Source organism: Leifsonia sp. NPDC077715 (genome assembly GCF_040686855.1).
Taxonomy (GTDB): domain Bacteria; phylum Actinomycetota; class Actinomycetes; order Actinomycetales; family Microbacteriaceae; genus Leifsonia.
In genome coordinates this window covers 410078-431832 of sequence record NZ_JBFBOG010000003.1, presented here as the reverse complement: position 1 = coordinate 431832, position 21755 = coordinate 410078, and the positions used below count along the sequence as shown (strand labels likewise).

The window sequence follows — 21755 nt, the reverse complement described above, 5'->3', positions numbered from 1 at the left end:
GCTTTGCGCGTGACCAGCGACGTGACGAGCGATCAGTCCCCGTACAGCGCCAAGCCGTGGGTGCACGGCTACGCACCGGGCGTGCCCGCCGAGGTCGAGGTGCCGGACGGCTCCCTCCCGCACCTCATCGACGAGTCGGTGAAGACCTACGGCAAGCACGTCGCCCTCGAGTTCTTCGGCGCCACGACGACCTACGCCGAGCTGGGCGACCAGATCGCCCGCGCGGCGGAAGGCCTCCGCAAGCTCGGCGTCTCCAAGGGCGACCGGGTCGCGCTGGTGCTGCCGAACTGCCCGCAGCACGTGACCGCCTTCTACGCCGTCCTGCGCCTCGGCGCCGTCGTCGTCGAGCACAACCCGCTCTACACGCCGCGCGAGCTGCGGCACCAGTTCGAGGACCATGGCGCGACCGTCGCGATCGTCTGGGACAAGGTCGCGAAGACCGTCCAGGAGCTCCCGGCCGACCTCGGCGTCAAGACCGTCATCTCGGTGGACCTGACCCGCGCGATGCCCGCCGCCAAGCGGTTCGCGCTGCGCCTCCCGGTGAAGGCGGCGCGCACGGCGCGCGAGCAGCTGACCGCGAAGGTGACCGGAACCGTCCCGTGGGACACGCTGGTCGCCTCCCGCAAGCTGAAGTCCTCGTACCCGCGGCCCGAGCGCGACGACCTCGCGCTCATCCAGTACACGTCGGGCACCACCGGCCTCCCCAAGGGCGCGATGCTCAGCCACGCGAACCTCAACGTCAACGCGGCGCAGTCGCGCGCCTGGGTGCCGACCATCGAGCGCGGCACCTCCGTCGTCTACGCCGTGCTGCCGCTCTTCCACGCGTACGGACTCACCCTGTGCCTCACCTTCGCGATGAGCATGGGGGCGCGCCTGGTGCTGTTCCCGAAGTTCGACCCGGACCTGGTGCTGGATGTGGTCAAGAAGCATCCCGCGACCTTCCTCCCCGCGGTGCCGCCGATCTACGAGCGGCTGGTGCAGGCGGCGGAGAAGCGGAAGGTGTCTCTCTCCGGCATCGAGATCGCCATCTCGGGAGCGATGAGCCTGCCGCAGGGGATCGTCGACCTGTGGGAGGAGAAGACCGGGGGCTACCTCGTCGAGGGCTATGGCCTCTCCGAATGCTCGCCCGTGCTCATGGCGAACCCGGTCGGCGCGACCCGCAAGGCCGGCACGGTCGGCCTGCCGCTGCCGAGCACCGAGCTGCGCGTCGCCGACCCGGACGACCCGACCGTCGACCGTCCGTTCGGCGAGGAGGGCGAGTTGCTGGCCCGCGGACCGCAGGTGTTCTCGGGGTACTGGCGCAAGCCGGACGAGACGGCGAAGGTCCTCACCGCCGATGGCTGGTTCCGCACCGGCGACATCGTCACGATGGACGAGGACGGCTTCGTCCGCATCGTCGACCGGATCAAGGAGCTCATCGTCACCGGCGGCTTCAACGTCTCCCCGACCGAGGTGGAGGACGCCCTGCGCTCCTTCCCGGGCGTCGCCGACGTCGCGGTGGTCGGACTCCCCCACCGCCGCGGCGGCGAGGACGTCGTCGCCGCCGTCGTCATGGAGAAGGGCGCCTCGTTCGACGAGGAGGCGATCCGCGCCTACGGACGCGACTGCCTCACTCCGTACAAGGTGCCGAAGCACGTCTACCAGGTGGAGGAGCTGCCGCGCTCGATCGTCGGCAAGGTCATCCGCCGCAAGGTGCGCGACCTGCTGCTCGCCGACCAGGCGAAGTAGCTCATCCCCCGATCGGGAAGACGAGCAGGGAGCCCGTCGCGGTCGCCACGGTCTTACCGGACGCATCGGTGACCACGCCGTCGGCGAAGGCCACCCGATTGCCGGGCTTGGTCACGGTCGCGACGCAGGTGAGCCGCCCGGTGTGGGCGTAGACCGGACGCAGGTAGTTCACCTTGATCTCGATGGACGTGTAGCCCTGGCCCTGCGGCAGCGTCGTCTGAACCGCACAGCCGAGCGCCGAGTCGAGCAGCGTGCAGACCAGCCCGCCGTGCACGGTCCCGATCGGGTTGTAATGCGACTCGTCGGGCTCGCAGACGAAGGTGACCGTGCCGGGATCGGCCGACACCAGCGTCATCCGCATCAGCTCGGTGATGGGAGGCGGCGGCAGCTCCCCGCGGAGCATCGAGCGCAGGTACTCGAGCCCGCTGACGGTCGGCATCACGGCCACCCCGGGGGCCGGGTCCTGCCAGGTGACGGTGCGGGTGCGTTCGGTCACGTCGTCGTGCATGACCTCATCCTGCCGTATCTCAGGTCGCGGCGAGCCGCGCCAGCCGACGCCGCGCGGCGAGTTCCGCCTGGGTCTGAGGACCGAGCAGAACGCGCGAACCGCGCAGCACGAGCCCCGTCGCCGCGTGGAGCGGCAGGAGGCGTTCGGCACGCGTCTGCGGCAGCCCGAGCAGTTCCCGGTGTCGCGGCTCCAGGGTCGACACGGCGGCGTGGAACACGATCCGGTACGACGGCCTCAGCATCCTCCGCAGCGGGGCCCGGCGGATGAAGCGAACGATCTCCTCCACCTCCGGCCCGCCGCGCAGCTCGCCCGCGTCGGTGATCGCGTCGATCTCGGACCGCAACTCCGCGGCTGTGCGCGGCGGATTCTCGACGCCCATCAGCTCCGCCGCGATCGCCCACTCGCCGATGTAGCCGTCCGCGCCGCCCGGGATGGGATCGCCCCACTGCTCGTGCGCGGTGAGGAAGGCGTCGGTGAAGGCGAGGTGCACCCAGCGCGCGAGGTCGGGGTCGTTGGCCGAGTACGGGCGCTCGACGCCGTGGCCGTCCACGTACGTGCCGACGACGCGGCGATGCAGCGAGCGGACCATCTCCGACCCGGCGACCGCCTGACCGCGGCTGCCGAAGGTGACGGTGTGGATCCACTGGATGGTCCCGGCGAGCCGACCGAGCGGGTCCTCCCGGAAGCGCGAGTGGTCGCGGACGCCGGCCAGGGCGCCCGGATGCAGCGCCTGCAGCAGCAGGGCACGCACCCCGGCAACAAGAGTCGGCATCCCGCCGTGCACCGCCCAAGCGGCGCTGGACGGTGCGAAGAAGCCCGCGTCCTCGCCGTCCTCCAGCCGCAGCACCCAGGCGGGCACCTCGTCGGAGCGGCCGGCGAGGGTTTCGATCAGCCGTGTGCGGAGGGGTGTCAGGACGCGATCGACCGCGGTCGGACCGGTCATCCGGCCGCTTCCAGGCCCAGCCCCTCGATCAGCTGGGCGTCGGGCAGTGACGAGATGAGGCGTCCGGGCAGCAGGATCTTGGAGCGGCGCACCCCGGAGCCGATGATCACGACCTCCTGGTCGGCGACGCGCGCGTCCACCAGCACCGGCCAGCCCGCGGGGAGGCCGATCGGCGTGATGCCGCCGTACTCCATCCCGGTCAGCTCGACCGCGCGGTCCATCGGCAGGAAGGACGCCTTGCGTACGTCCAGCAGGCGCTTGACGGTGTTGTTGACGTCGGCGCGGGTGGTCGAGAGGACGACGCACGCGGCGATCCTCTCGACCCCCTCGCGCTTGCCGCCGACGACGACGCAGTTGGCCAGGTTCGACGCGTCGAGCCCGAACTGGTCCCGCGTGGCCGCGGTGTCGGAGATGTCGGGGTCGATCTCGACCACGCCCACCTCATCCAGCCAGCCCAGGGCCTCCAGCGTCTGGAGGGTCGACGGCGCGAGCAGGTCGGTACGGGTGGATGCGGGGGCGGTCGTCAGACCGCCGAGAGTGAAGACGCCCATACCGCTACTCTGCACGCGGAGCCTGGGAGCGAGCAAACGCTATTCCGCGCTGCCCGCCCGCTCCAGCACCAGCTCGCGCACCCGCGCCGCGTCGGCCTGGCCGCGCATCGCCTTCATCACCGCGCCGATGACCGCACCGGCGGCCTGCACCTTGCCGTCGCGGATCTTCGCGAGCACGTCCGGCTGGGCGGCCAGCGCCTCGTCGATCGCCGCGATGAGCGCGCCGTCGTCGGAGACGACCGCGAGTCCGCGGGCGTCGACGACCTCCTGCGGGCGGCCCTCGCCGGCGATGACGCCCTCGAGCACCTGACGCGCCAGGCGGTCGGTGAGGGTGCCGGCGTCGACCAGAGCGGCGAGCTCGGCGACGTGCTGCGGGCTGACCAGCGTGCCGGCGGGCACGTTCTGCGCGTTGGCGAGGCGGGCGATCTCGCCCGTCCACCACTTGCGCGCGGCGGCAGGGCTCGCGCCGGCGGCGACCGTGGCCTCGACCTCGTCGAGCAGGTCGGCGTTGGCGATGTCCTGGAACTCGAGCGCGGTGAAGCCCCAGTCGGCGGCGAGGCGCTTGCGGCGGGCGGCCGGCTGCTCCGGCAGCGTGCCGCGCAGCTCCTCCACCCACTCGCGACTCGGCGCGACCGGCACCAGGTCGGGCTCCGGGAAGTAGCGGTAGTCGTCCGCGTCCGACTTGGGGCGGCCGGCGCTCGTCGTGCCGGTGTCCTCGTGCCAGTGGCGGGTCTCTTGAACGATGGTGCCGCCCGCCTCCAGGATGGCCGCCTGGCGCTGGATCTCGTACCGCACGGCGCGCTCGATCGAGCGCAGCGAGTTGACGTTCTTGGTCTCGGTGCGCGTGCCGAGCTCCGAGGAGCCGCGACGGCGGAGCGAGACGTTCGCGTCGCAGCGGACGTTGCCCTCCTCCATGCGCGCGTTGGAGACGCCGAGCGCCTTCACGATGTCGCGGATGGCGCGCACGTAGGTGCGGCCGACCTCCGGCGCGTCCGCCTCGGCGCCTTCGATGATCTTCGTGACGATCTCGACCAGCGGCACGCCGCCGCGGTTGAAGTCGACCAGCGAGTAGTCCGCGCCCTGGATGCGGCCGGTGGCGCCGCCGACGTGTGTGAGCTTGCCGGCGTCCTCCTCCATGTGCGCGCGCTCGATCTCGATGGTGAGCTCGCGGCCGTTCTCCAGCTCGATGGTGATCGAGCCGTCGTGGGCGATCGGCTCGTCGTACTGCGAGGTCTGGAAGTCCTTCGCGAGGTCCGGGTAGAAGTAGTTCTTGCGCGCGAACCGGCTCGACTCGGCGATGTCGCAGCCGAGGGCGAGGCCGAGACGGATGCTCGACTCGATCGCCTTCTCGTTGACCTGCGGCAGACCGCCCGGGAGGCCGAGGCAGGTCGGGCAGGTGTTCGTGTTGGCGCCCGAGCCGAACTCGTTGGCGCAGCCGCAGAACATCTTGGTCTTGGTGTTCAGCTCGACGTGCACCTCGAAGCCGAGCACGGGCTCGAACAGTTCGAGGGCCTTGTCGTAATCCATCAACTCGGCCTTGGTGGCGGTGGCCATCAGACGGCTCCCTCTTCACTCGCGAACATCTCGGTGGCGCTCAGATCCGGCGCCTGGCTCAGCAGCGGTCCGCCCCACTGCTCCTCCAGCAGGCGCTCGAGCGCCGCGCCGTAGGTGTAGAGGCGGGCGTCCGAGCGGGCGGGCGCCATCAGCTGCATGCCGACGGGCAGGCCGTCCTCGGGCGCCAGCCCGATCGGCAGCCCCATGCCGGGGACCCCGGCGAGATTCGCCGGGATGGTGGTGATGTCGTTGAGGTACATCGCCATCGGGTCGTCGATCTTCTCGCCCAGCTTGAAGGCGGTGGTCGGCGCGCTCGGGCTGACCAGCACGTCCACCTTCTCGAACGCGGCCTGGAAGTCGCGCTGGATGAGCGTGCGCACCTTCTGGGCGCTGCCGTAGTAGGCGTCGTAGTAGCCGGCGCTCAGCGCGTAGGTGCCCAGGATGATGCGGCGCTTGACCTCGGGTCCGAAACCGGCGTCGCGGGTCGCGGCCATCACGCGCTCGACGGTGACCGGGCCCTCCGACGGGTCGACGCGGAGGCCGAACCGCACGGAGTCGAAGCGCGCCAGGTTGCTGGACGCCTCCGCCGGGAGGATCAGGTAGTAGGCGGCGACCGCGTACTCGAAGCTCGGCGCGCTCACCTCGACGATCTCGGCGCCGGCGGACTCGAGCAGCGCAAGGGACTCGTCGAAACGCTGCTTGACGCCCTTCTGGAAGCCGTCGCCCGCGATCTCGCGGATGACGCCGACGCGGACGCCCTTCAGCGCGCCGTCGCGCTGGCCGGCGCGTGCGGCGTCCGCCATCGACGGCCAGGTGTCGGTCAACGAGGTCGAGTCGAACGGGTCGTGCCCGGCGATCACGTCGTGCAGCAGGCCCGCGTCGAGGACGCTGCGGGACACCGGGCCGACCTGGTCGAGCGAGCTGGCGAGGGCGATGGCGCCGTACCGGCTCACGCCGCCGTACGTCGGCTTGACGCCGACCGAGCCGGTCACCGCGGCGGGCTGGCGGATCGAGCCGCCGGTGTCGGAGCCGAGCGCCAGCGGGGCCTCGAACGCGGACACGGCCGCGGCCGAGCCTCCGCCCGAGCCGCCGGGGATGCGCTCCAGGTCCCACGGGTTGCGGGTGGGACCGTACGCCGAGTGCTCGGTGGAGGAGCCCATCGCGAACTCGTCCATGTTGGTCTTGCCGAGCGGCACGAGGTCGGCCTCGCGCAGCTTGCGGACGACCGTGGCGTCGTAGGGCGGGAGCCACCCCTCGAGGATCTTGGATCCGGAGGTGGACGGCATGTCCTCGGTGGCCAGGACGTCCTTGATCGCGATCGGCACGCCGGCGAGCGGGCCGAGCGGGTCGCCCGCGGCGCGGCGGCCGTCGATCTCGGCGGCGGTGCGGAGCGCCTTCTCGCCGGCGACGTGGAGGAAGGCGTGCACGTCGGCGTCGACCGCCTCGATGCGGTCGAGGTGGGCGCGCACGGCCTCCTCGGAGGACACCTCGCGCGTGGCGAGCTTGTCGGCGAGGGCGGAGGCGCTGATCCGGGTGAGGTCGGTCATGGCTTACTCCTCGTCCAGGATGGTGGCGACCTTGAACCGGTCGCCCTCGCGGTCCGGGGCGCCGGAGAGCGCCTGCTCGACCGTCAGCGACGGGCGCACCTCGTCGGCGCGGAACACGTTCGTGAGCGGCATCGGGTGGCTGGTGGCGGGCACGTCGGGACCGGCCACCTCCTGGACCTTGGCGACGGACTCGACGATCTGGCCGAGCTCCTTCGTGAGGCTCTCGAGCTCTTCCGGGCTGAGGTCGATCCGGGCGAGGTTCGCCAGGTGCGCGACCTGTTCGGCGGTGATGTCGCCTGCGCTGGTTTCAGACAAGGTGCGTCTCCGTGGGATAGGCATGATGAACGGGCGTGGTCGCGAGTGCGAAAGGCCCACTGACGATTCTAGGACGAGCCGAACAGCCCGCGCCCCAGTCCGTTGACCGCCTGGTACGCCTCCTTGTAGGTAACGGGTACCTTCGCACCGGGCGCGCCGTAACGCGCCATCAGCAGTCCGACCAGCCCGACGCCGGGCGGGCTCAGCGGACGGTCCTCGTCCTGCGGCGCCGGAGCGTCCGACTCGGGATTCGCGGGCAGGTACTGCGGATGGGTGTCCGGCCAGGTCCCGGGCTGGCGCGGCGTGCTCCGGTTGATCGCGTTATCGATCGTGCGCGCGCCGCGGTCGCGCTCGGTGAGGTGCTTGAGCCGGTACTTCTTCGCCAGCGTCGCCACGACCGCCGAGTGGTGCATCTCCTCGTGGATGATCGTGTTGCGCTCCGTGTAGGCCGAGATGGCGATCGCCGGGACGCGCACGCCGAGCCGGTCGAAGCCGAACCCGTTCTCCCCCGGCCCGCTGTCGTCCGGCGGCGTCGCCCCGCCCGGCGCGACGTGGTCATAGGTGCCGCCGTGCTCGTCGAACGTCACCAGCAGCATCGTGTTGAGCGCGTTCGAGCCCTTCGCGCTGCGGGACTCGCGGATCGCCGAGTACACGCGGTGCAGCAGCAGGTCCCCCGCGCGGACGTCCGAGATCGCGCCGCCGACGACCTCCTCGCCCGCGACCTCCTCCGACGTCATCGGGCCGCCCGGCGGATGCATGTCGTTGTGGTCGTACAGCAGCCGCGGCTCCACGAACGCGTAATCCGGCAACGTGCCCTCGGCCACGTCGACGTAGAACTGCGTCATGGTCCGGAAGTGCGTCTTCCAGTACGGCTCGAGCACGGGCGCGTGGATGAACCCGGTCAGCGAGATGAGCTGCCGGTCGTCGTAGTAGACGCGCCAGCTGCGTCCCGCCTCCTCGAGCCGGTTGAAGATCGTGGGCGCGTCGTTCTTCGGGTCGAACCACTTGCGCAGCCCCTCGGCGCCGCCGTTGTCGACGTACCCGTGCGAGGTGGAGGCGTGGAAGAAGGAGCGGTTGCAGAAGGTCTGCGACGGGACGGCGCAGTGCCAGTCGTCGTACACCGCGAACTGCCGCGCGAGCGTCGAGAACACGGGCAGCATGTCCGGGGTGAAGCCGCCCATGATGCGCCGGTAGTCGTCGACCACCGGCTCGCGCCCGGTGTCCTTGCGGAGGACGCCGATGTAGTCGCGGACGAACCCCCGCATGGTGGGCTTCGCGCCCGGCTTCGGCGCGTTGTACGGCGGGAGCATCTGCGGCAGTCTCGCGTCGGCGTTCGAGGGCGGGTCGACGACCTCGTACAACTGCGTGTTGACGTGCGGGTAGACCTCTCCCGGGTCGGGCGACGGCTGGCGCATCACGAAGTCGGTGGTGCCCTCGTAGGCGTGGGCCGGGATGTCCGGGCCGCCCGCGGGATCGGGGTTGCTGTAGTCGCCGAACGCCAGCCCCTCGAATCGCTTGCCCTTCGGCAGCGTCTCCTCGTCGTAGAGGTGCCCGAGGAGGTTGTCGAACGAGCGGTTCTCGTACATGAGTACGACGAGGTGGTCGAATCCCGCGCCCCCGCCACGCGGAGGGAGCGGCGGGTACTGCTCACCGGACTCGTCGGCGGTGGGCGACGTGGCCCCTGCGGCGCCGCCGATGGCCGCACCGGCGGCTCCGCCGGCCGCGCCTCCGGCGACCGCTCCGGCGGCCACGAGGCCGGCGCCCTTGAGGAACGCCCGGCGGCTCGCGCCGCGCTGCTCCTCGGCCCGGTCGGGCTCGGCGGGATCGTCCTGGTGCGGTCGCATCCCATCCATTATGGGTGCCGCCGCCGACATCGTGTCGGGACGGGCCGGATCAGCGCGAGGCCGCCTGGGTGGTACCGTCGGACCCGGTGCTGCCCGAGCCGCTGCCGCCCGCGATGACGAGGTCGCCGCGGTCGATGCCGATCACCGCGAGGTTGCGCATGCACTCGGTCCCGGCGGTGAAGTACTCGTTGTGGCCCGACGATCCGGCCAGCTTCGCGTGCGTCAGCGGATCGGTCGCGCCGTCCACGCCCATCGGCTTCGCGCCGTAGCCCGGAGATCCCGGGTCGCTGCCGAAGAACGCGCTGTTGACGATCGGGTCCATCGGCGCCTCGCCGACGAAGACGTTCCCGCCCGTCACGGAGAGGCCGTCGACGGACTGCGCGGGGCTCCCGGGCGAACCCATGAGCGCCAGGGAGTCCACGGTGACCGTGTGCCGTTCGAGCGCCATCAGCGCCGCCGTCGACCCGTACGAGTGGGCGAACAGGCTGAGGTGCGGCTGGTTCCCGTTGCGGAGCGCGCGGATGCCGACGAGGGCGCGCTCCAGGCTGTCGGCGCCCTGGGTGGCGAGGGTGGTGCCGCCGATGTTCGTGAGGACCGGCGTCTGGTAGCCGATCCAGGCGACCACCGCCACCCCCGGCGCCCCGCCCTTGCCGCGCGGGCCGAGCATCCGCTGGAGGAAGCCGGTCTGGAGCTCGTACTGCTCCTGCGCGACCTGCGCCCACGACTCGATCTGCTCCCCGACCGACATGTACATGCCCGGCACGAGGACGCTCACGTACGCTGCCGTGCTCAGGTCGCCGACCACGATGGAGGCCTTGGCGTCGGTGGACGGGTCGAGGCTGACCAGGGTGCGCTTGACGCCGTCCTTCTTGGTCAGCGCCTTCTTGACGTTGTCGAGGGTCTCCAGCTGGCGCTGCAGTGCGACGCGCTGCGTGCGGCCGTGCTCGGTCTTGAGCGTGCGGGTCACGCTGCTGATCGTCTGCTTCAGATCGAGCGCGTTCGCGGTGCCGCGGACCGCGTACGGCACGCCCTCGAGGTTGCCGACGACGTGCGGCGCGGCCTCCACCAGCAGCTTCTGCTTCGCGGGGTCGATGAGGCGCCAGACGCGCTCGACGTCGGCGGGCGCCGGCGACTGCCGCAGCAGCGACTCCAACTTGGCCCGGTTGGCGTCGAGGAAGCCCGGCAGGGCCGACGCGTCGATGCCCGACACGGCGCCGAGCACGGACATTGCTGCGCCTCCTCCGTTCGGCGCCGACGGGACATCGGAGACCGGTCCGGAGATGGACGCGGGGGCCGCAGAGTACGCGCTGATCGAGGTCGTCGGAGCGGTCTCGGCGGGCATGACAAAGGCCCCGGTCAGTCCGGAGACGACCGAGGTCACGGTGAAGACAGCTGCAAAGCCGACCAGCACTCCGTCCGGGTCCCTCCGAGAGCGAGCGAGCTAAGCCCTTGCAGTGCGCGGGGGAGCGCACACCTCGACTCTACCCATGAATGGGTGGCGGACGGCAGGCCGTTCTACCCCCGATTCGGGGGGAGAACTCGAATACTGTCCACAGGATGACGGACCGGATTCGTCACTGTTCGAGCGCCTGCGGACCCTCCTCGACCAGCCGCTTGAACTGCGCCGCGTCGATCACCCGCACGCCCAGCTCCTCCGCCTTGGCGAGTTTCGACCCAGCACCCGGGCCGGCGGCCACGAAGTCGGTCTTCTTGGACACGCTCGATGCGGCCTTGCCACCGGCCGCGATGATCGCCTCCTGAGCGCCCTCGCGAGTGAAGCCCTCCAGCGAACCGGTCGCCACCACGGTCAGCCCGGCGAGCACTCCCCCGGCCTCGTCCGCGGCTCCGGGGCCCGGGTGGCCGGGAGTGGCGAACTGGACGCCGTCTGCCGCCCACCGCTCGACGATCTCGCGGTGCCAGTCGACCTCGAACCAGGCGAGCACCGCATCCGCGATGATGCCGCCGACGCCGTCCACCGCCGCCAGTTCGTCGCGGGACGCGGTGCGGATCGCGTCGAGCGACCCGAAGTGGTTGGCGAGCGCGCGCGCCGCCACCGGCCCGACATGACGGATGTTGAGGGCGACCAGGATGCGCCACAACGGCTTCTCCCGCGCGGCCTGGAGGTTGTTCAGCAGCTCCACCGCGCTCTTGGACGGGACGTGGAGTTCGTCGCCGCCGAACTCCGGCGCCTCCGGGTCGAACGCGCCGTCCTTCTTCTGCCGCCTGCGGCGGAACGGGGTGTCTACCTTCTCGTCCCCCGCGTCGGTCAGCTTGGGCAGTCCGGTCTCGGAATCGCGCACGACGACTTCGATCGGGAAGAGGTCTGCGAGCGTCAGCCCGAACAGGCCGGCCTCGGTCGGGAGCGGCGGGCGCTCCGGGAACCGCGGCTGGGTGAGGGCCGCGGCCGCGACCTCGCCCAGCGCCTCGATGTCGAGCGCGCCGCGGGAGCCGATGTGCTCCACCCGCCCGCGCACCTGCGCCGGGCAGAACTCGGCGTTCGGGCAGCGGAGGTCGATGTCGCCCTCCTTCGCCGGCGCCAGGCGCGTTCCGCACTCCGGGCAGAACTCGGGCATGACGAACTCGCGCTCGGAGCCGTCACGCAGCTCGACCACCGGACCCAGCACCTCCGGGATGACGTCTCCCGCCTTGCGCAGCACCACGGTGTCGCCGATGAGGACGCCCTTCGCCTTGACGACCTCCTGGTTGTGCAGCGTCGCCTGGCGTACCTCGGACCCGGCGACCCGCACCTTCTCCATCACCGCGAACGGCGTGGCCCGGCCGGTGCGACCGACGCTCACCACGATGTCGAGGAGCTTGGTGTTGACCTGCTCTGGCGGGTACTTGTAGGCGATGGCCCAGCGGGGGGCGCGGCTGGTCGCGCCCAGCTCGTCGTGCAGCGCGAGCTCGTCGACCTTGATGACGATGCCGTCGATCTCGTGCTCGACCGCTCCGCGGTGGGCGCCGTAGTACTCGATGAACTCGTCGACCTTCTTCACGCTGTCGACGACGCGGTAGTGCGTGGAGGTCGGCAGACCCCATCCCTGCAGCAGCTGGTAGACCTTCGACTGCGCGTCGACCGGCGGGTTCTGCCACGCGCCGATGCCGTGCACGAGCATGTGGAGGCGGCGCAGCCGGTTGTGCATGAGTTCGAGCTGGGCGGCGTTCTTGCCCTCCGCCTTCTGGCGGAGCGACCCGCTCGCCGCATTGCGGGCGTTGGCGAAGACGCGCTCGCCGGCCTCCTGCTGGTGCGCGTTCAGCTCCTCGAACTCGGCCACCGGGAAGAAGACCTCCCCGCGCACCTCCACGAGCGCAGGCGGCTCGTCGGTGGCGAGGCGGGTCGGGATGGCCGGGATCCAGCGGATGTTCTCGGTGACGTCCTCCCCGACGACCCCGTCGCCGCGGGTGGCGGCCGAGACCAGCACGCCCCGCTCATACCGGAGGTTGATCGCGAGGCCGTCGATCTTCAGCTCGCAGAGGTAGTCGACCTTCCGGCCGGCGTCGCGCTCGACCTTGGCGGCCCAGGCCTCGAACTCCTCCAGGGAGAACACGTTGTCGAGGCTCAGCATGCGCTCGGCGTGCTCGACCGGGGCGAAGAGCGTCGTCTGGGCGCGGCCGCCGACCGTCTGCGTCGGGCTGTCCTGCGATTGGAGCTCGGGATACAGCCGCTCGAGCTCTTCGAGCCGCCGCATCATGCGGTCGTACTCCTCGTCGCTGACGAGCACCGTGTCGCGCTCGTAGTACGCGTCGCGCAGCTCCAGGATGCGCGTCGTCAGCTGCTGCGCCTCGGCTCGCGCTTGCGCGAGTTGGTCGTCGGTCGTCGTCTCGATCGCCACGGGTCCAGCTTAATCGGCACCTCCGACGCCGGACGGGGTCGCCGGCGCCCGTCGCCGCCGCGACCGCATCGGGATGGAGCGGCGGCTGAGCACCGCCGCGGCGAGGAAGCACGCGGCGCCCAGCAGCGTCCCGAGGTTGGCCCAGAGCAGGCTCACCGGGTCTCCGGTGGACGGGATCGTGTATGCCCCGATCGCCGACAGGCCGAAGAGGATGGAGCCGAACAGACCCAGCCAGGTCCCGTGCCAGGTGCGGGCCTGCGGATCCCACAGCCGGTCGCGGTCGACCGTCGCCACCACGGCGAGGGCGCTGGCGACGAGGAAGCAGATGGATCCGAGCGCGTCCGGGCGCCAGCCGTCGCCGACGCGGGTCTGCGCGTTCAGAGCGACGATCAGCGCCTCCGTCGTGCTGACGTTGAAGAACAGCGTGCCGACGAACTGGACCGCGGACGCCCACCAGTCGAACCAGTCGGCCCGGGTGGAGCCGGTGCGCGGGGGCTTCCGCCCGCTCAGCGCGAGTTGGATGAGCGCGGCCGCCGTGAAGAAGAGCGCGCCGACGAAGAACGTGGCATTGGCCACCGCGTCACCGACCGCGCGCTGATACGAGGGGACGGCACCGAGCATGAACAGCAGCGAGCCGATCGCGAAGCCCCACGCCTCGCGCCTCAGCCGGACCGCCCGCTCCGCCGCCATGGCCGGAGCCTAGAGCGCGAGAGCGCCGCTTGGCACCGGCGGTGTCGGACGGACGCTCAGACCGGGACGGCGGAGACCGTGCGGTCGATGGTCGTCTGGCCGAGCACCCGGGTGCCGACGTAAACGACCGCGGTCTGCCCGGGCGCCACGCCGTTGAGCGGGACGTCCGGTCGGATGACGAGCTCGCCGCCGACCACCGACGCCACCGCGGGCACCGGGTCGGCGTGGGCGCGGATCTGCACCTCGCAGGCGAACGGAGTGGACGGGTCCTCAGGCGGCAGGCCGGCCCAGGTGTAGCGGGAGCCGGCGATCTCGGCGATGTCCAGCGCCTCGCGCGGGCCGACGACGACCTCGTTCTCCTTCGGCCGCACCTCGAGCACGAAGCGGGGGCGGCCGTCTGGGGACGGATAGCCGACGTTGAGGCCCTTGCGCTGACCCACGGTGTACGCATGCGCGCCCTCGTGGCTGCCGAGGCGGTTGCCCTCGCGGTCGACGATGTCGCCGGTCGCGGTGCCGACGCGCTCGGCGAGCCAGCCGCGGGTGTCGCCGTCCGGGATGAAGCAGATGTCGTGCGAGTCGGGCTTGTTGGCGACGCTGAGGCCGCGCGCCGCCGCCTCCGCGCGCACCTCGGCCTTCGAGGGCGTCGCGCCGAGCGGGAACATCGCGTGCGCCAGCTGCTCGGCGGTCAGCACGCCGAGCACGTAGGACTGGTCCTTGGCCCACGCGCTCGCGCGGTGCAGCTCGCGGTTGCCGTCCTCATCCGTGACGATGGCCGCGTAGTGGCCGGTGCAGACGGCGTCGAAGCCGAGATCGAGGGCCTTCTCGAGCAGGGCGGCGAACTTGATGCGCTCGTTGCAGCGCATGCACGGGTTCGGCGTGCGCCCGGCGGAGTACTCGGCGATGAAGTCGTCGACGACGTCGAGCTTGAAGCGCTCGGAGAAGTCCCACACGTAGTACGGGATGCCGATGATGTTCGCCGCGCGCTGCGCATCCATCGAGTCCTCGATCGTGCAGCAGCCGCGGCTGCCGGTGCGCAACGTGCCGGGCATGCGGGACAGCGCCAGGTGCACGCCGACCACGTCGTGCCCCGCCTCGACGGCGCGCGCCGCCGCCACCGCGGAGTCCACTCCCCCGCTCATCGCCGCCAGAACCTTCACCCGCCGATTCTACCTGCGCCTCGCTCCGACCCTTCCCGTCAGCGCCACGAGTGGTGAGCGGATGCTCGAATCCGCGCCGTGTGGCGGCATCATGTCACCACTCGGCGGGAGGCGTGGCGCTCTCAGCGCGCGAGGCGGGATGGGCGCTCGGCGAGGCCGGCGCGGGCGGCCTGCGCGTAGGCGGCGGGGAGCGCGGCGAGCAGCGCATCCACATCCGACTCGGTGGACGTGCGGCCCAGCGTAAATCGCAGGGCGCTCCGCGCGTCCTCCTCCGTCCGGCCCATCGCCAGGAGCACGTGCGACGGCTCGGGGATGCCGGCGGTGCACGCCGACCCGGTCGACACGGACACGCCGGCCATGTCGAGAAGGAACAGCAGCGAGTCGCCCTGCGCGCCCGGGAAGGTGAAGTGCACGTTCGACGCGACGCGCTCCGGACCCGGCTCCGGCCCGCTCAACACTGCATCCGGCACCACCGAGCGGACGCCCGCGATCAGCCGGTCGCGCAGCGCCGCAAACCGGGCGGTCTCCACCTCCCGCTCCGCCTCCGCCGCGCGCGCCGCGACGGCGAACGAGACCGCGGCCGCCACATCCTGAGTCCCGCTGCGCACCTGCCGCTGCTGGCCGCCACCGTGGATGAGCGGCACGACCGTGGACGCGCGGCTCAGCACGAGCGCGCCGATCCCCACCGGTCCGCCGATCTTGTGCGCGGAGACGCTGAGCGCGTCCACCCCGAGCATGGAGAAGTCGAGCGGGAGGTGCCCGTATGCGGCCACGGCGTCCACGTGGACCGGCACCCCGGCAGTGCGGGCGACCGCGGCGAGCGCCGTCACGGGCTGAACGGTCCCGACCTCGTTGTTGACCGCGAGGAAGGTGAGCAGCGCGACATCGTCGCCGTCGATCGCGGAGGGCACGGCGATGCGCCCGGAGGCGTCGAGCGGCAGCCACTCCGGCCGCGCTCCTTCGGCGCGCTCCAGCCACTCCACCGTGTCCATGGTCGCGTGGTGCTCGCCGCCCGGCACCAGGATGCGCGGCCGCGACACTCCGTCGTTGCGCGCCCAGTACATCCCCTTGACGGCCAGGTTGATGGCCTCCGTTCCGCCGGAGGTGAAGACGACCTCGATCGGGTCCGCGCCCAGGGTCGCCGCGACCGTCTCGCGCGCCTCCTCGAGCATCCGCCGGGCCTGCTGCCCCTGGCTGTGGATGCTGGAGGGGTTGCCGACGACGCCCATGGCCTCGGCGTAGGCGGCGATCGCCTCCGGGCGCATCGGCGTGGTGGCGGCATGGTCGAGATAGACCGGCACGGTGCCCTCCCCAGCGGTCCAGGCGTGTGTCACTACTCTAGATCGCATGACCTCGACCGATCCCCTGCGCAATCTGGGAGTCCGCGTCGGGCCGCACGGGGGCGAGCTGCGGGTGTTCTCCGCGGCGGCGGATGCGATGGAGTTGTGCATCTTCGACGAGCACGACCCGAACTGGATGACCAAGGCGGTGCCGATGACCCGGGACGCCAATGGCGTCTGGCTGGGCCGTTCGCGTTCGCTGACCGTCGGCACCCGTTACGCCCTCCGCGTGTCCGGCCCCACGGCGCCCGCGAACTCCTTCGACCCGGAGGCGCTGCTCATGGACCCGTACGCCCGCGGCCTGGTGCGGGTCGCTGCGGACGGCTGGCGGTCGGTGGTCGTCTCGGACGGCTTCGACTGGGGGGAGGCGCGCAAGCCCGCCACTCCCCTGGACCACACGGTGATCTACGAGGCGCACGTGCGCGGGATCAGCAGGCTGAACCCGGAGGTCCCGGAGGAGCTGCGCGGCAGCTACGCGGGTCTGGCGCACGAGTCGACCATCCGCTACCTCACGGATCTGGGTGTGACGGCGGTCGAGCTGCTTCCGGTGCACGCGTTCGTGTCGGAGCAGCGGCTCATCCGGGAAGGCCTGACCAACTACTGGGGCTACAACACCCTCAACTTCTTCAGCCCGCACGCGCCGTACGCCTCGCGTGACGCCCAGGCGGCAGGTCCGGAGGCGGTGCTCGCCGAGTTCAAGGGCATGGTGAAGCTCCTGCACCTGGCGGGCATCGAGGTGATCCTCGACGTGGTCTACAACCACACGGCCGAGGAGGGTCACGACGGGCCGCGCACGAGTTTCCGCGGCATCGACAACGCCACCTATTACCGGCATGACGACACCGGCGCGTACATCGACGTCACGGGATGCGGCAACACGGTCGACTTCGGCAACGCTGTCCCCCAGCGACTCGTGCTCGACTCGCTGCGCTACTGGGCGAACGAGATGCAGATCGATGGCTTCCGCTTCGACCTGGCGGCGACGCTCGGCCGCGGGACCGACGCGTCCTTCCACCGCGACCACCCCCTGCTGCTGGCCGCCCAGTCCGACCCGGCGCTGGCGGGCGTGAAGCTGATCGCCGAGCCATGGGATGTGGGGCTCGGCGGCTGGCAGACCGGCAACTTCCCCGGGCCCTCCGAGGGACACGACGGCTGGTCCGAGTGGAACGACCGCTACCGCGACAGGGTGCGCAACTTCTGGCTCGCCGACGTCGCCGATGCCCGGCGGAACGGGCAGGCGCCGGTCGGCATCGGCGGCTTCGCGACGCGGCTCGCGGGGTCGTCGAACACGTTCTCCCCCGAGCGCGGCCCGCTCGCCTCCATCAACTTCGTCACGGCGCACGACGGCTTCACCATGGCCGACCTCACCGCGTACGACGTCAAGCACAACCTCGGCAATGGCGAGAACAACCGGGACGGTACCGACAACAACCGCTCGTTCAACCACGGCGTCGAGGGGCCGACGACGGACGAGGCGGTCCTCCTGGTGCGCGCGAAGGCCATCCGGAACCTCCTGGGCACCCTGCTGCTCTCGGCGGGCGTCCCGATGATCACCGCGGGCGACGAGTACGGGCGTTCGCAGCGCGGCAACAACAACGCGTACTGCCAGGACAGCGAGCTGACCTGGCTCAGCTGGCTGCGCACGCGCGAGCAGCGGGAGCTGTACGACACCACGAAGCGCCTGCTGCAGCTGCGACGGGACAACCCCGCGCTCCGGCCCGTTCGCTACGCGGTGTCGGGCCAGGAGACGCCGAACGCCAGCCACATGGACTGGTACGACGCCACCGGGCAGCGGATGGACGACGACGACTGGAACTCCCCCGCAAACCGGACGCTGCAGTACGTGGCGGCGTCGACCCCGGTCACCGAGGAGTTCAACCGCATCCTGTTGATTGTCCACGGCGTCGAGGACGACGTGGAGGTGTCGCTGCCGGCGGCCCCCGGTGTCACGTCGTACCAGCTGCTGTGGGACTCCTCGACCGAGGTGCCGATCCCGGAGGACGCGACCGAGTACCCGCCCGGGACGACCCGACTCGTTGGCGGAACCTCGATGCAGCTCTACCGGGCGAACGGTCCGCGGGTCGAGGAGGAGGGCTGATGGCGCGCGCGAAGGCCGCGGCGGGGACGCCGGCCACGGTCGCGCTGACGGCCGCGGGCATCCCATTCGCGGCGCACCCGTACGACCACGACCCGTCGGCGCCGTCGTTCGGGCTGGAGGCGGCGGAGGCGCTGGGCGTCGAGCCCGACCGGGTGTTCAAGACGCTGCTGGCCGACACCGACCTCGGGCTCGTGGTCGGTGTGGTGCCGGTGACCGGGATGCTCGACCTGAAGGCGCTCGCCGCCGCCGTCGGTGCGAAGCGGGCGACGATGGCGGACCCGGCGGTCGCGGAGCGCCGCACGGGATACGTCGTCGGCGGGATCAGCCCGGTCGGGCAGAAGACCGGGCATCCGACGGTCGTGGATGAGACCGCGCAGCTGTTCGACACTGTGTTCGTGTCCGGGGGAAAGCGCGGCTTCGACATCGAATTGGCGCCGGGCGACCTGCTGACCGCGACGGACGGCTCCTACGCGGGGATCGCGAAGTGACGGGCGGGATCACGGTCCGCCGCGCGACGGTGGAGGATGCGGGTGCGATCGCGCGCGTCCACGTGCTGTCCTGGCGGGAGGCGTACGCCGGACGGATGCCTGCGGACTTCCTCGCCTCGCTCGACATCGAGCGGCGAGCGCGCGGGTGGGTCACCATCCTGTCCGACGAGACGACGGACGCCTTCGTCGCCTCCCGCGACGGCGAGGTCATCGGCTGGGCCACCGCCGGACCGGGCCGCGACGACGACGCTCCCCGCCCGCGCGAACTGGAGGGCATCTACCTGCTCGCCGAGGCCCACGGCTCGGGCGCTGGTCAGCTCCTGCTCGACGCGGCGATCGGCGACGCCCCCGCCTACCTGTGGGTCATGGACGGCAACGCCCGCGCCGAGGCCTTCTACCGCCGCAACGGCTTCGCGCGCGACGGCGCGACCACCACGCACCCCGTCGGCCCCACCTCCGTCCCCGCAGTGCGCATGACCCGCTGACCCCGCCGCCGAGTCTGCAAAGAGTGCACGCTCCTGCGGCGTGTCGCGTGCATTCTTTGCGGACTCGGCGGCGGTCCGGTCAGGACGCGGTGGTGACGAGGCCGAGTTCGGCGGGGGTGAGGAGCAGGTCGTTCACGGGGACGACGCGGACGGTGTAGCCGAAGGAACCGGCCCACGCGAGCCGGACCGTGCCGACGAACTCGTGCGCGACGGTCGCGTCGTGCGTCCCGGGCACCGAGGTGTCGACCGTGAGCGCCTGCTGGCGGGTGTCGGTCAGCTCGTCGTCGTGGCTGCGTCCGTAGACGACCTGCACCTCGACGTCCGACGGGTCGAGCCCGTTCAGGTGCACCAGCGCACGGACGTGCAGCTCGTCGCCGACCTGCGGCACCGCATCCACACCTCCGGCGTCGACGTGGGCGACGTTGACGCCCGGCCAGGCCGCCTCGACCTTCGCCTTCCAGTCGGCGAGCGAGCGCGCTTCGGCGAAGTCGTCCTCGGTCAGCCGGTCCTCGTAGGAGGCCGCGGGAACGTACAGCCGCTCCACGTACTCGCGCACCATGCGCTCAGCCGACAGCGGAGCGGACAGGGTGGCCAGCGTGTGCCGGATGCGCGCGATCCACGCGGTGGGCACGCCGTCGCCGTCGCGGTCGTAGAACCGCGGGGCGATCTGGTGCTCGATCAGGTCGTACATCGCCTCGGCCTCGAGCGCGTCGCGCTCGGCGCCGTCCCCGGCGGCGTCCGCGGACGGGATCGCCCAGCCGTTCTCGCCGTCGTAGAACTCGTTCCACCAGCCGTCGAGGATCGACAGGTTCAGCGCACCGTTCAGCGCCGCCTTCATGCCGGACGTTCCGCAGGCCTCGAGCGGGCGCAGCGGGTTGTTCAGCCAGACGTCCGTGCCCGGGTACAGCAGCTGGGCCATCCCGATGTCGTAGTCGGGGAGGAACACCATCCGCTGACGGATGTCGGCCTCCGACGCGAACTGCACCAGCTTCTGGATGAGGCGCTTGCCCTCGTCGTCGGCGGGATGCGACTTGCCCGCGATCACGAACTGCACCGGCCGCTTCGGGTCGGTGAGGATGCGGCGCAGCCGGTCGGGGTCGTGCAGCATCAGCGTGAGCCGCTTGTAGGTCGGCACGCGGCGGGCGAAGCCGATGGTGAGGACGTTCGGGTCGAGCAGGTCGTCCATCCACGCGGGCGCGATGCCGCCGGGGTTCTGCTCCTCCCACGCGCGCTCGAGGCGACGTCGGGCGTCCTGCACCAGCTGCTCGCGCATCCGGTTGCGCACGCCCCACAGGTCGAGGTCGCTGACCGCGCCGCTGTTGGCCCAGTCGGCGTGGGTCGTGTCCTCGGTGCCCAGCCGCTCCAGGGCGAGGGCGCGGAGCATCGGGTCGGTCCAGGTCGGCGCGTGGACGCCGTTGGTGACCGAGTCGATCGGCACCTCCTGCGGGTCGAAGCCGGGGTAGAGCCCGTTGAACATGTGGCGCGACACGTCACCGTGCAGCTGCGAGACGCCGTTCGCGTGCTGGCCGAGGCGCAGGCCCATGACCGCCATGTTGAAGACGTCCGGAGAGCCGCCCGGGTAGTCCTCCGCGCCCAGCGGGAGCACCTGCTCCACGGAGACGCCCGGAAGCAGTGAAGTGGAGAAGTACCGCTGGACCAGCGGCTTGTCGAACCGGTCGATGCCCGCTGGCACCGGCGTGTGGGTCGTGAAGACGGTGCCCGCGCGCACGACCTGCAGCGCCTGGTCGAAGGTGAGCCCTTCGCCGATGAGGTCGGAGATGCGCTCCAGCCCGAGAAAGCCGGCGTGCCCCTCGTTGGTGTGGAACACCTCCGCCTCGGGAGCGCCCGTCAGCTCTGTCCACGCCTTCACGGCGCGGACGCCGCCGATGCCGAGCAGCAGCTCCTGCAGCAGGCGGTGCTCTCCCCCGCCGCCGTACAGGCGGTCGGTGACCGAGCGCAGGCGCTCCTCGTTGTCGGGGATGTCGGTGTCGAGCAGGAGCAGCTTCACGCGTCCGACGGCGGCCTGCCAGACGCGCGCGTGCAGCACGCCATCCGGCAGGGCCAGCGAGATCTGCACCGGCGTGCCGTCCGGGTTCCGGAGGACGCTGAGCGGCAGGCCGTCGGGGTCGAGCACCGGGTAGCTCTCCAGCTGCCAGCCGTCGGGCGTGATCGCCTGCGAGAAATAGCCGGACCGATAGAAGAGCCCGGCGGCGACGATCGGCACCCCGAGGTCGCTGGCCGCTTTCAGGTGGTCGCCGGCGAGGATGCCGAGGCCGCCGGAGTACTGCGGCAGCGTGGCCGCGATGCCGAACTCGGGCGAGAAGTAGGCGATGGTCTTGGGCGCGCCCTCGCCGAGCGACTGGTACCAGCGCGGTTCGCTGAGGTACGCACGGAGGTCGTCGCGGATGTGGTTCGCCCAGTCGACGTAACCCTGATCGCCCGCGAGCTCGGCGAGCCGCGAGGGCTCGACCGCGCCGAGGAGGGCGATGGGATCGTGTCTGACCTGCTGCCACAGCTCGGGCGAGATGCGGGCGAACAGCTCCTTGGTGGGCTCGTGCCAGGACCAGCGGAGGTTGCCTGCGATCTCCTCCAGAGCGGAGAGGTTGTCGGGGAGGACGGCGCGGACGGTAAATCGACGGATGGCCTTCACCCGCTCCACCTTAGGGGAGGCTCA

The 21755-nt window shown here is 71.3% G+C and carries 17 protein-coding genes; 4 read left to right on the top strand and 13 right to left on the bottom strand.

Translation table 11 applies throughout. The features are described 5' to 3' along the window. The first annotated feature begins 3 nt into the window (after window positions 1-3). Entirely contained in the window at window positions 4-1728 is a 1725-nt protein-coding gene (locus tag AB0P25_RS15850) for a long-chain-fatty-acid--CoA ligase (RefSeq protein ID WP_363808580.1), read from the top strand. Between the two features lies 1 nt (window position 1729). Here AB0P25_RS15850 and AB0P25_RS15845 read toward each other — a convergent pair whose 3' ends face one another. The 12 genes from AB0P25_RS15845 to AB0P25_RS15790 form a co-directional block, all read right to left on the bottom strand. Next, on the bottom strand, window positions 1730-2236 hold the full coding sequence (locus AB0P25_RS15845) for a PaaI family thioesterase (protein WP_363808578.1): 507 nt from the start codon (window positions 2234-2236) through the stop codon (window positions 1730-1732). A gap of 19 nt (window positions 2237-2255) precedes the next feature. Continuing rightward, window positions 2256-3179: an oxygenase MpaB family protein gene (locus AB0P25_RS15840; RefSeq protein ID WP_363808577.1), complete on the bottom strand. Its 924-nt coding sequence runs from the start codon at window positions 3177-3179 to the stop codon at window positions 2256-2258. Continuing rightward, window positions 3176-3730 carry a YbaK/EbsC family protein gene (locus tag AB0P25_RS15835; protein WP_363808576.1) on the bottom strand — a complete coding sequence of 185 codons (555 nt, stop codon included), beginning with the start codon at window positions 3728-3730 and terminating at the stop codon, window positions 3176-3178. The genes AB0P25_RS15840 and AB0P25_RS15835 overlap by 4 nt, the downstream gene beginning before the upstream one ends. Before the next feature lie 39 nt (window positions 3731-3769). Further along, window positions 3770-5284: an Asp-tRNA(Asn)/Glu-tRNA(Gln) amidotransferase subunit GatB gene (gene gatB / locus AB0P25_RS15830; RefSeq protein ID WP_363808575.1), complete on the bottom strand. Its 1515-nt coding sequence runs from the start codon at window positions 5282-5284 to the stop codon at window positions 3770-3772. Further along, complete coding sequence (gatA, locus tag AB0P25_RS15825) at window positions 5284-6831, bottom strand: Asp-tRNA(Asn)/Glu-tRNA(Gln) amidotransferase subunit GatA (protein ID WP_363808573.1); 1548 nt, start codon at window positions 6829-6831, stop codon at window positions 5284-5286. The genes gatB and gatA overlap by 1 nt, the downstream gene beginning before the upstream one ends. Window positions 6832-6834: 3 nt before the next feature. Next, window positions 6835-7170 (bottom strand): Asp-tRNA(Asn)/Glu-tRNA(Gln) amidotransferase subunit GatC, encoded by a 336-nt coding sequence (gene gatC / locus AB0P25_RS15820; RefSeq protein ID WP_064111653.1) that lies wholly within the window; start codon window positions 7168-7170, stop codon window positions 6835-6837. A gap of 44 nt (window positions 7171-7214) precedes the next feature. Further along, complete coding sequence (locus AB0P25_RS15815) at window positions 7215-8990, bottom strand: alkaline phosphatase family protein (protein ID WP_363808572.1); 1776 nt, start codon at window positions 8988-8990, stop codon at window positions 7215-7217. 49 nt (window positions 8991-9039) lie between these two features. After that, window positions 9040-10332, bottom strand: a complete 1293-nt coding sequence (locus AB0P25_RS15810) for an alpha/beta hydrolase (RefSeq protein WP_363808571.1) — start codon at window positions 10330-10332, stop codon at window positions 9040-9042. A 232-nt stretch (window positions 10333-10564) separates the two neighbouring features. Further along, a complete protein-coding gene (gene ligA / locus AB0P25_RS15805) occupies window positions 10565-12823 on the bottom strand; it encodes an NAD-dependent DNA ligase LigA (RefSeq protein WP_363808570.1) in 2259 nt (752 codons plus the stop codon). Between the two features lie 9 nt (window positions 12824-12832). Then, entirely contained in the window at window positions 12833-13513 is a 681-nt protein-coding gene (locus AB0P25_RS15800) for a hypothetical protein (protein ID WP_363808569.1), read from the bottom strand. 56 nt (window positions 13514-13569) lie between these two features. Continuing rightward, complete coding sequence (gene mnmA, locus AB0P25_RS15795; RefSeq protein WP_363808568.1) at window positions 13570-14670, bottom strand: tRNA 2-thiouridine(34) synthase MnmA; 1101 nt, start codon at window positions 14668-14670, stop codon at window positions 13570-13572. Window positions 14671-14792: 122 nt separating this feature from the next. Continuing rightward, window positions 14793-15971 carry a cysteine desulfurase family protein gene (locus tag AB0P25_RS15790; RefSeq protein ID WP_363808567.1) on the bottom strand — a complete coding sequence of 393 codons (1179 nt, stop codon included), beginning with the start codon at window positions 15969-15971 and terminating at the stop codon, window positions 14793-14795. Window positions 15972-16017: 46 nt separating this feature from the next. On the opposite strand from AB0P25_RS15790, the gene glgX reads away from it, so the two are divergent. From glgX to AB0P25_RS15775, 3 genes are read left to right on the top strand one after another with little or no spacing between them, the layout of a single operon-like run. Then, complete coding sequence (glgX, locus tag AB0P25_RS15785) at window positions 16018-18108, top strand: glycogen debranching protein GlgX (RefSeq protein ID WP_363808565.1); 2091 nt, start codon at window positions 16018-16020, stop codon at window positions 18106-18108. Beyond that, window positions 18108-18596 carry a Cys-tRNA(Pro) deacylase gene (gene ybaK / locus AB0P25_RS15780; RefSeq protein WP_363808564.1) on the top strand — a complete coding sequence of 163 codons (489 nt, stop codon included), beginning with the start codon at window positions 18108-18110 and terminating at the stop codon, window positions 18594-18596. The genes glgX and ybaK overlap by 1 nt, the downstream gene beginning before the upstream one ends. Continuing rightward, window positions 18593-19081, top strand: a complete 489-nt coding sequence (locus AB0P25_RS15775) for a GNAT family N-acetyltransferase (protein WP_363808563.1) — start codon at window positions 18593-18595, stop codon at window positions 19079-19081. Before ybaK ends, AB0P25_RS15775 begins: the two co-directional genes overlap by 4 nt. Window positions 19082-19160: 79 nt before the next feature. Here AB0P25_RS15775 and glgP read toward each other — a convergent pair whose 3' ends face one another. After that, window positions 19161-21731: an alpha-glucan family phosphorylase gene (gene glgP, locus AB0P25_RS15770; protein WP_363808562.1), complete on the bottom strand. Its 2571-nt coding sequence runs from the start codon at window positions 21729-21731 to the stop codon at window positions 19161-19163. Window positions 21732-21755: the final 24 nt, after the last annotated feature.

What these genes read in the sequence shown, in the direction of transcription:
- AB0P25_RS15840 (WP_363808577.1), bottom strand. Translation starts at nt 3,179, where the DNA reads ATGACCGGTCCGACCGCGGTCGATCGCGTCCTGACACCCCTCCGCACA.
- gatC (WP_064111653.1), bottom strand. Translation starts at nt 7,170, where the DNA reads ATGCCTATCCCACGGAGACGCACCTTGTCTGAAACCAGCGCAGGCGAC.
- gatB (WP_363808575.1), bottom strand. Translation starts at nt 5,284, where the DNA reads ATGGCCACCGCCACCAAGGCCGAGTTGATGGATTACGACAAGGCCCTC.
- AB0P25_RS15845 (WP_363808578.1), bottom strand. Translation starts at nt 2,236, where the DNA reads ATGCACGACGACGTGACCGAACGCACCCGCACCGTCACCTGGCAGGAC.
- gatA (WP_363808573.1), bottom strand. Translation starts at nt 6,831, where the DNA reads ATGACCGACCTCACCCGGATCAGCGCCTCCGCCCTCGCCGACAAGCTC.
- ybaK (WP_363808564.1), top strand. Translation starts at nt 18,108, where the DNA reads ATGGCGCGCGCGAAGGCCGCGGCGGGGACGCCGGCCACGGTCGCGCTG.
- AB0P25_RS15800 (WP_363808569.1), bottom strand. Translation starts at nt 13,513, where the DNA reads ATGGCGGCGGAGCGGGCGGTCCGGCTGAGGCGCGAGGCGTGGGGCTTC.
- AB0P25_RS15835 (WP_363808576.1), bottom strand. Translation starts at nt 3,730, where the DNA reads ATGGGCGTCTTCACTCTCGGCGGTCTGACGACCGCCCCCGCATCCACC.
- glgX (WP_363808565.1), top strand. Translation starts at nt 16,018, where the DNA reads ATGACCTCGACCGATCCCCTGCGCAATCTGGGAGTCCGCGTCGGGCCG.
- AB0P25_RS15815 (WP_363808572.1), bottom strand. Translation starts at nt 8,990, where the DNA reads ATGCGACCGCACCAGGACGATCCCGCCGAGCCCGACCGGGCCGAGGAG.
- AB0P25_RS15810 (WP_363808571.1), bottom strand. Translation starts at nt 10,332, where the DNA reads ATGCCCGCCGAGACCGCTCCGACGACCTCGATCAGCGCGTACTCTGCG.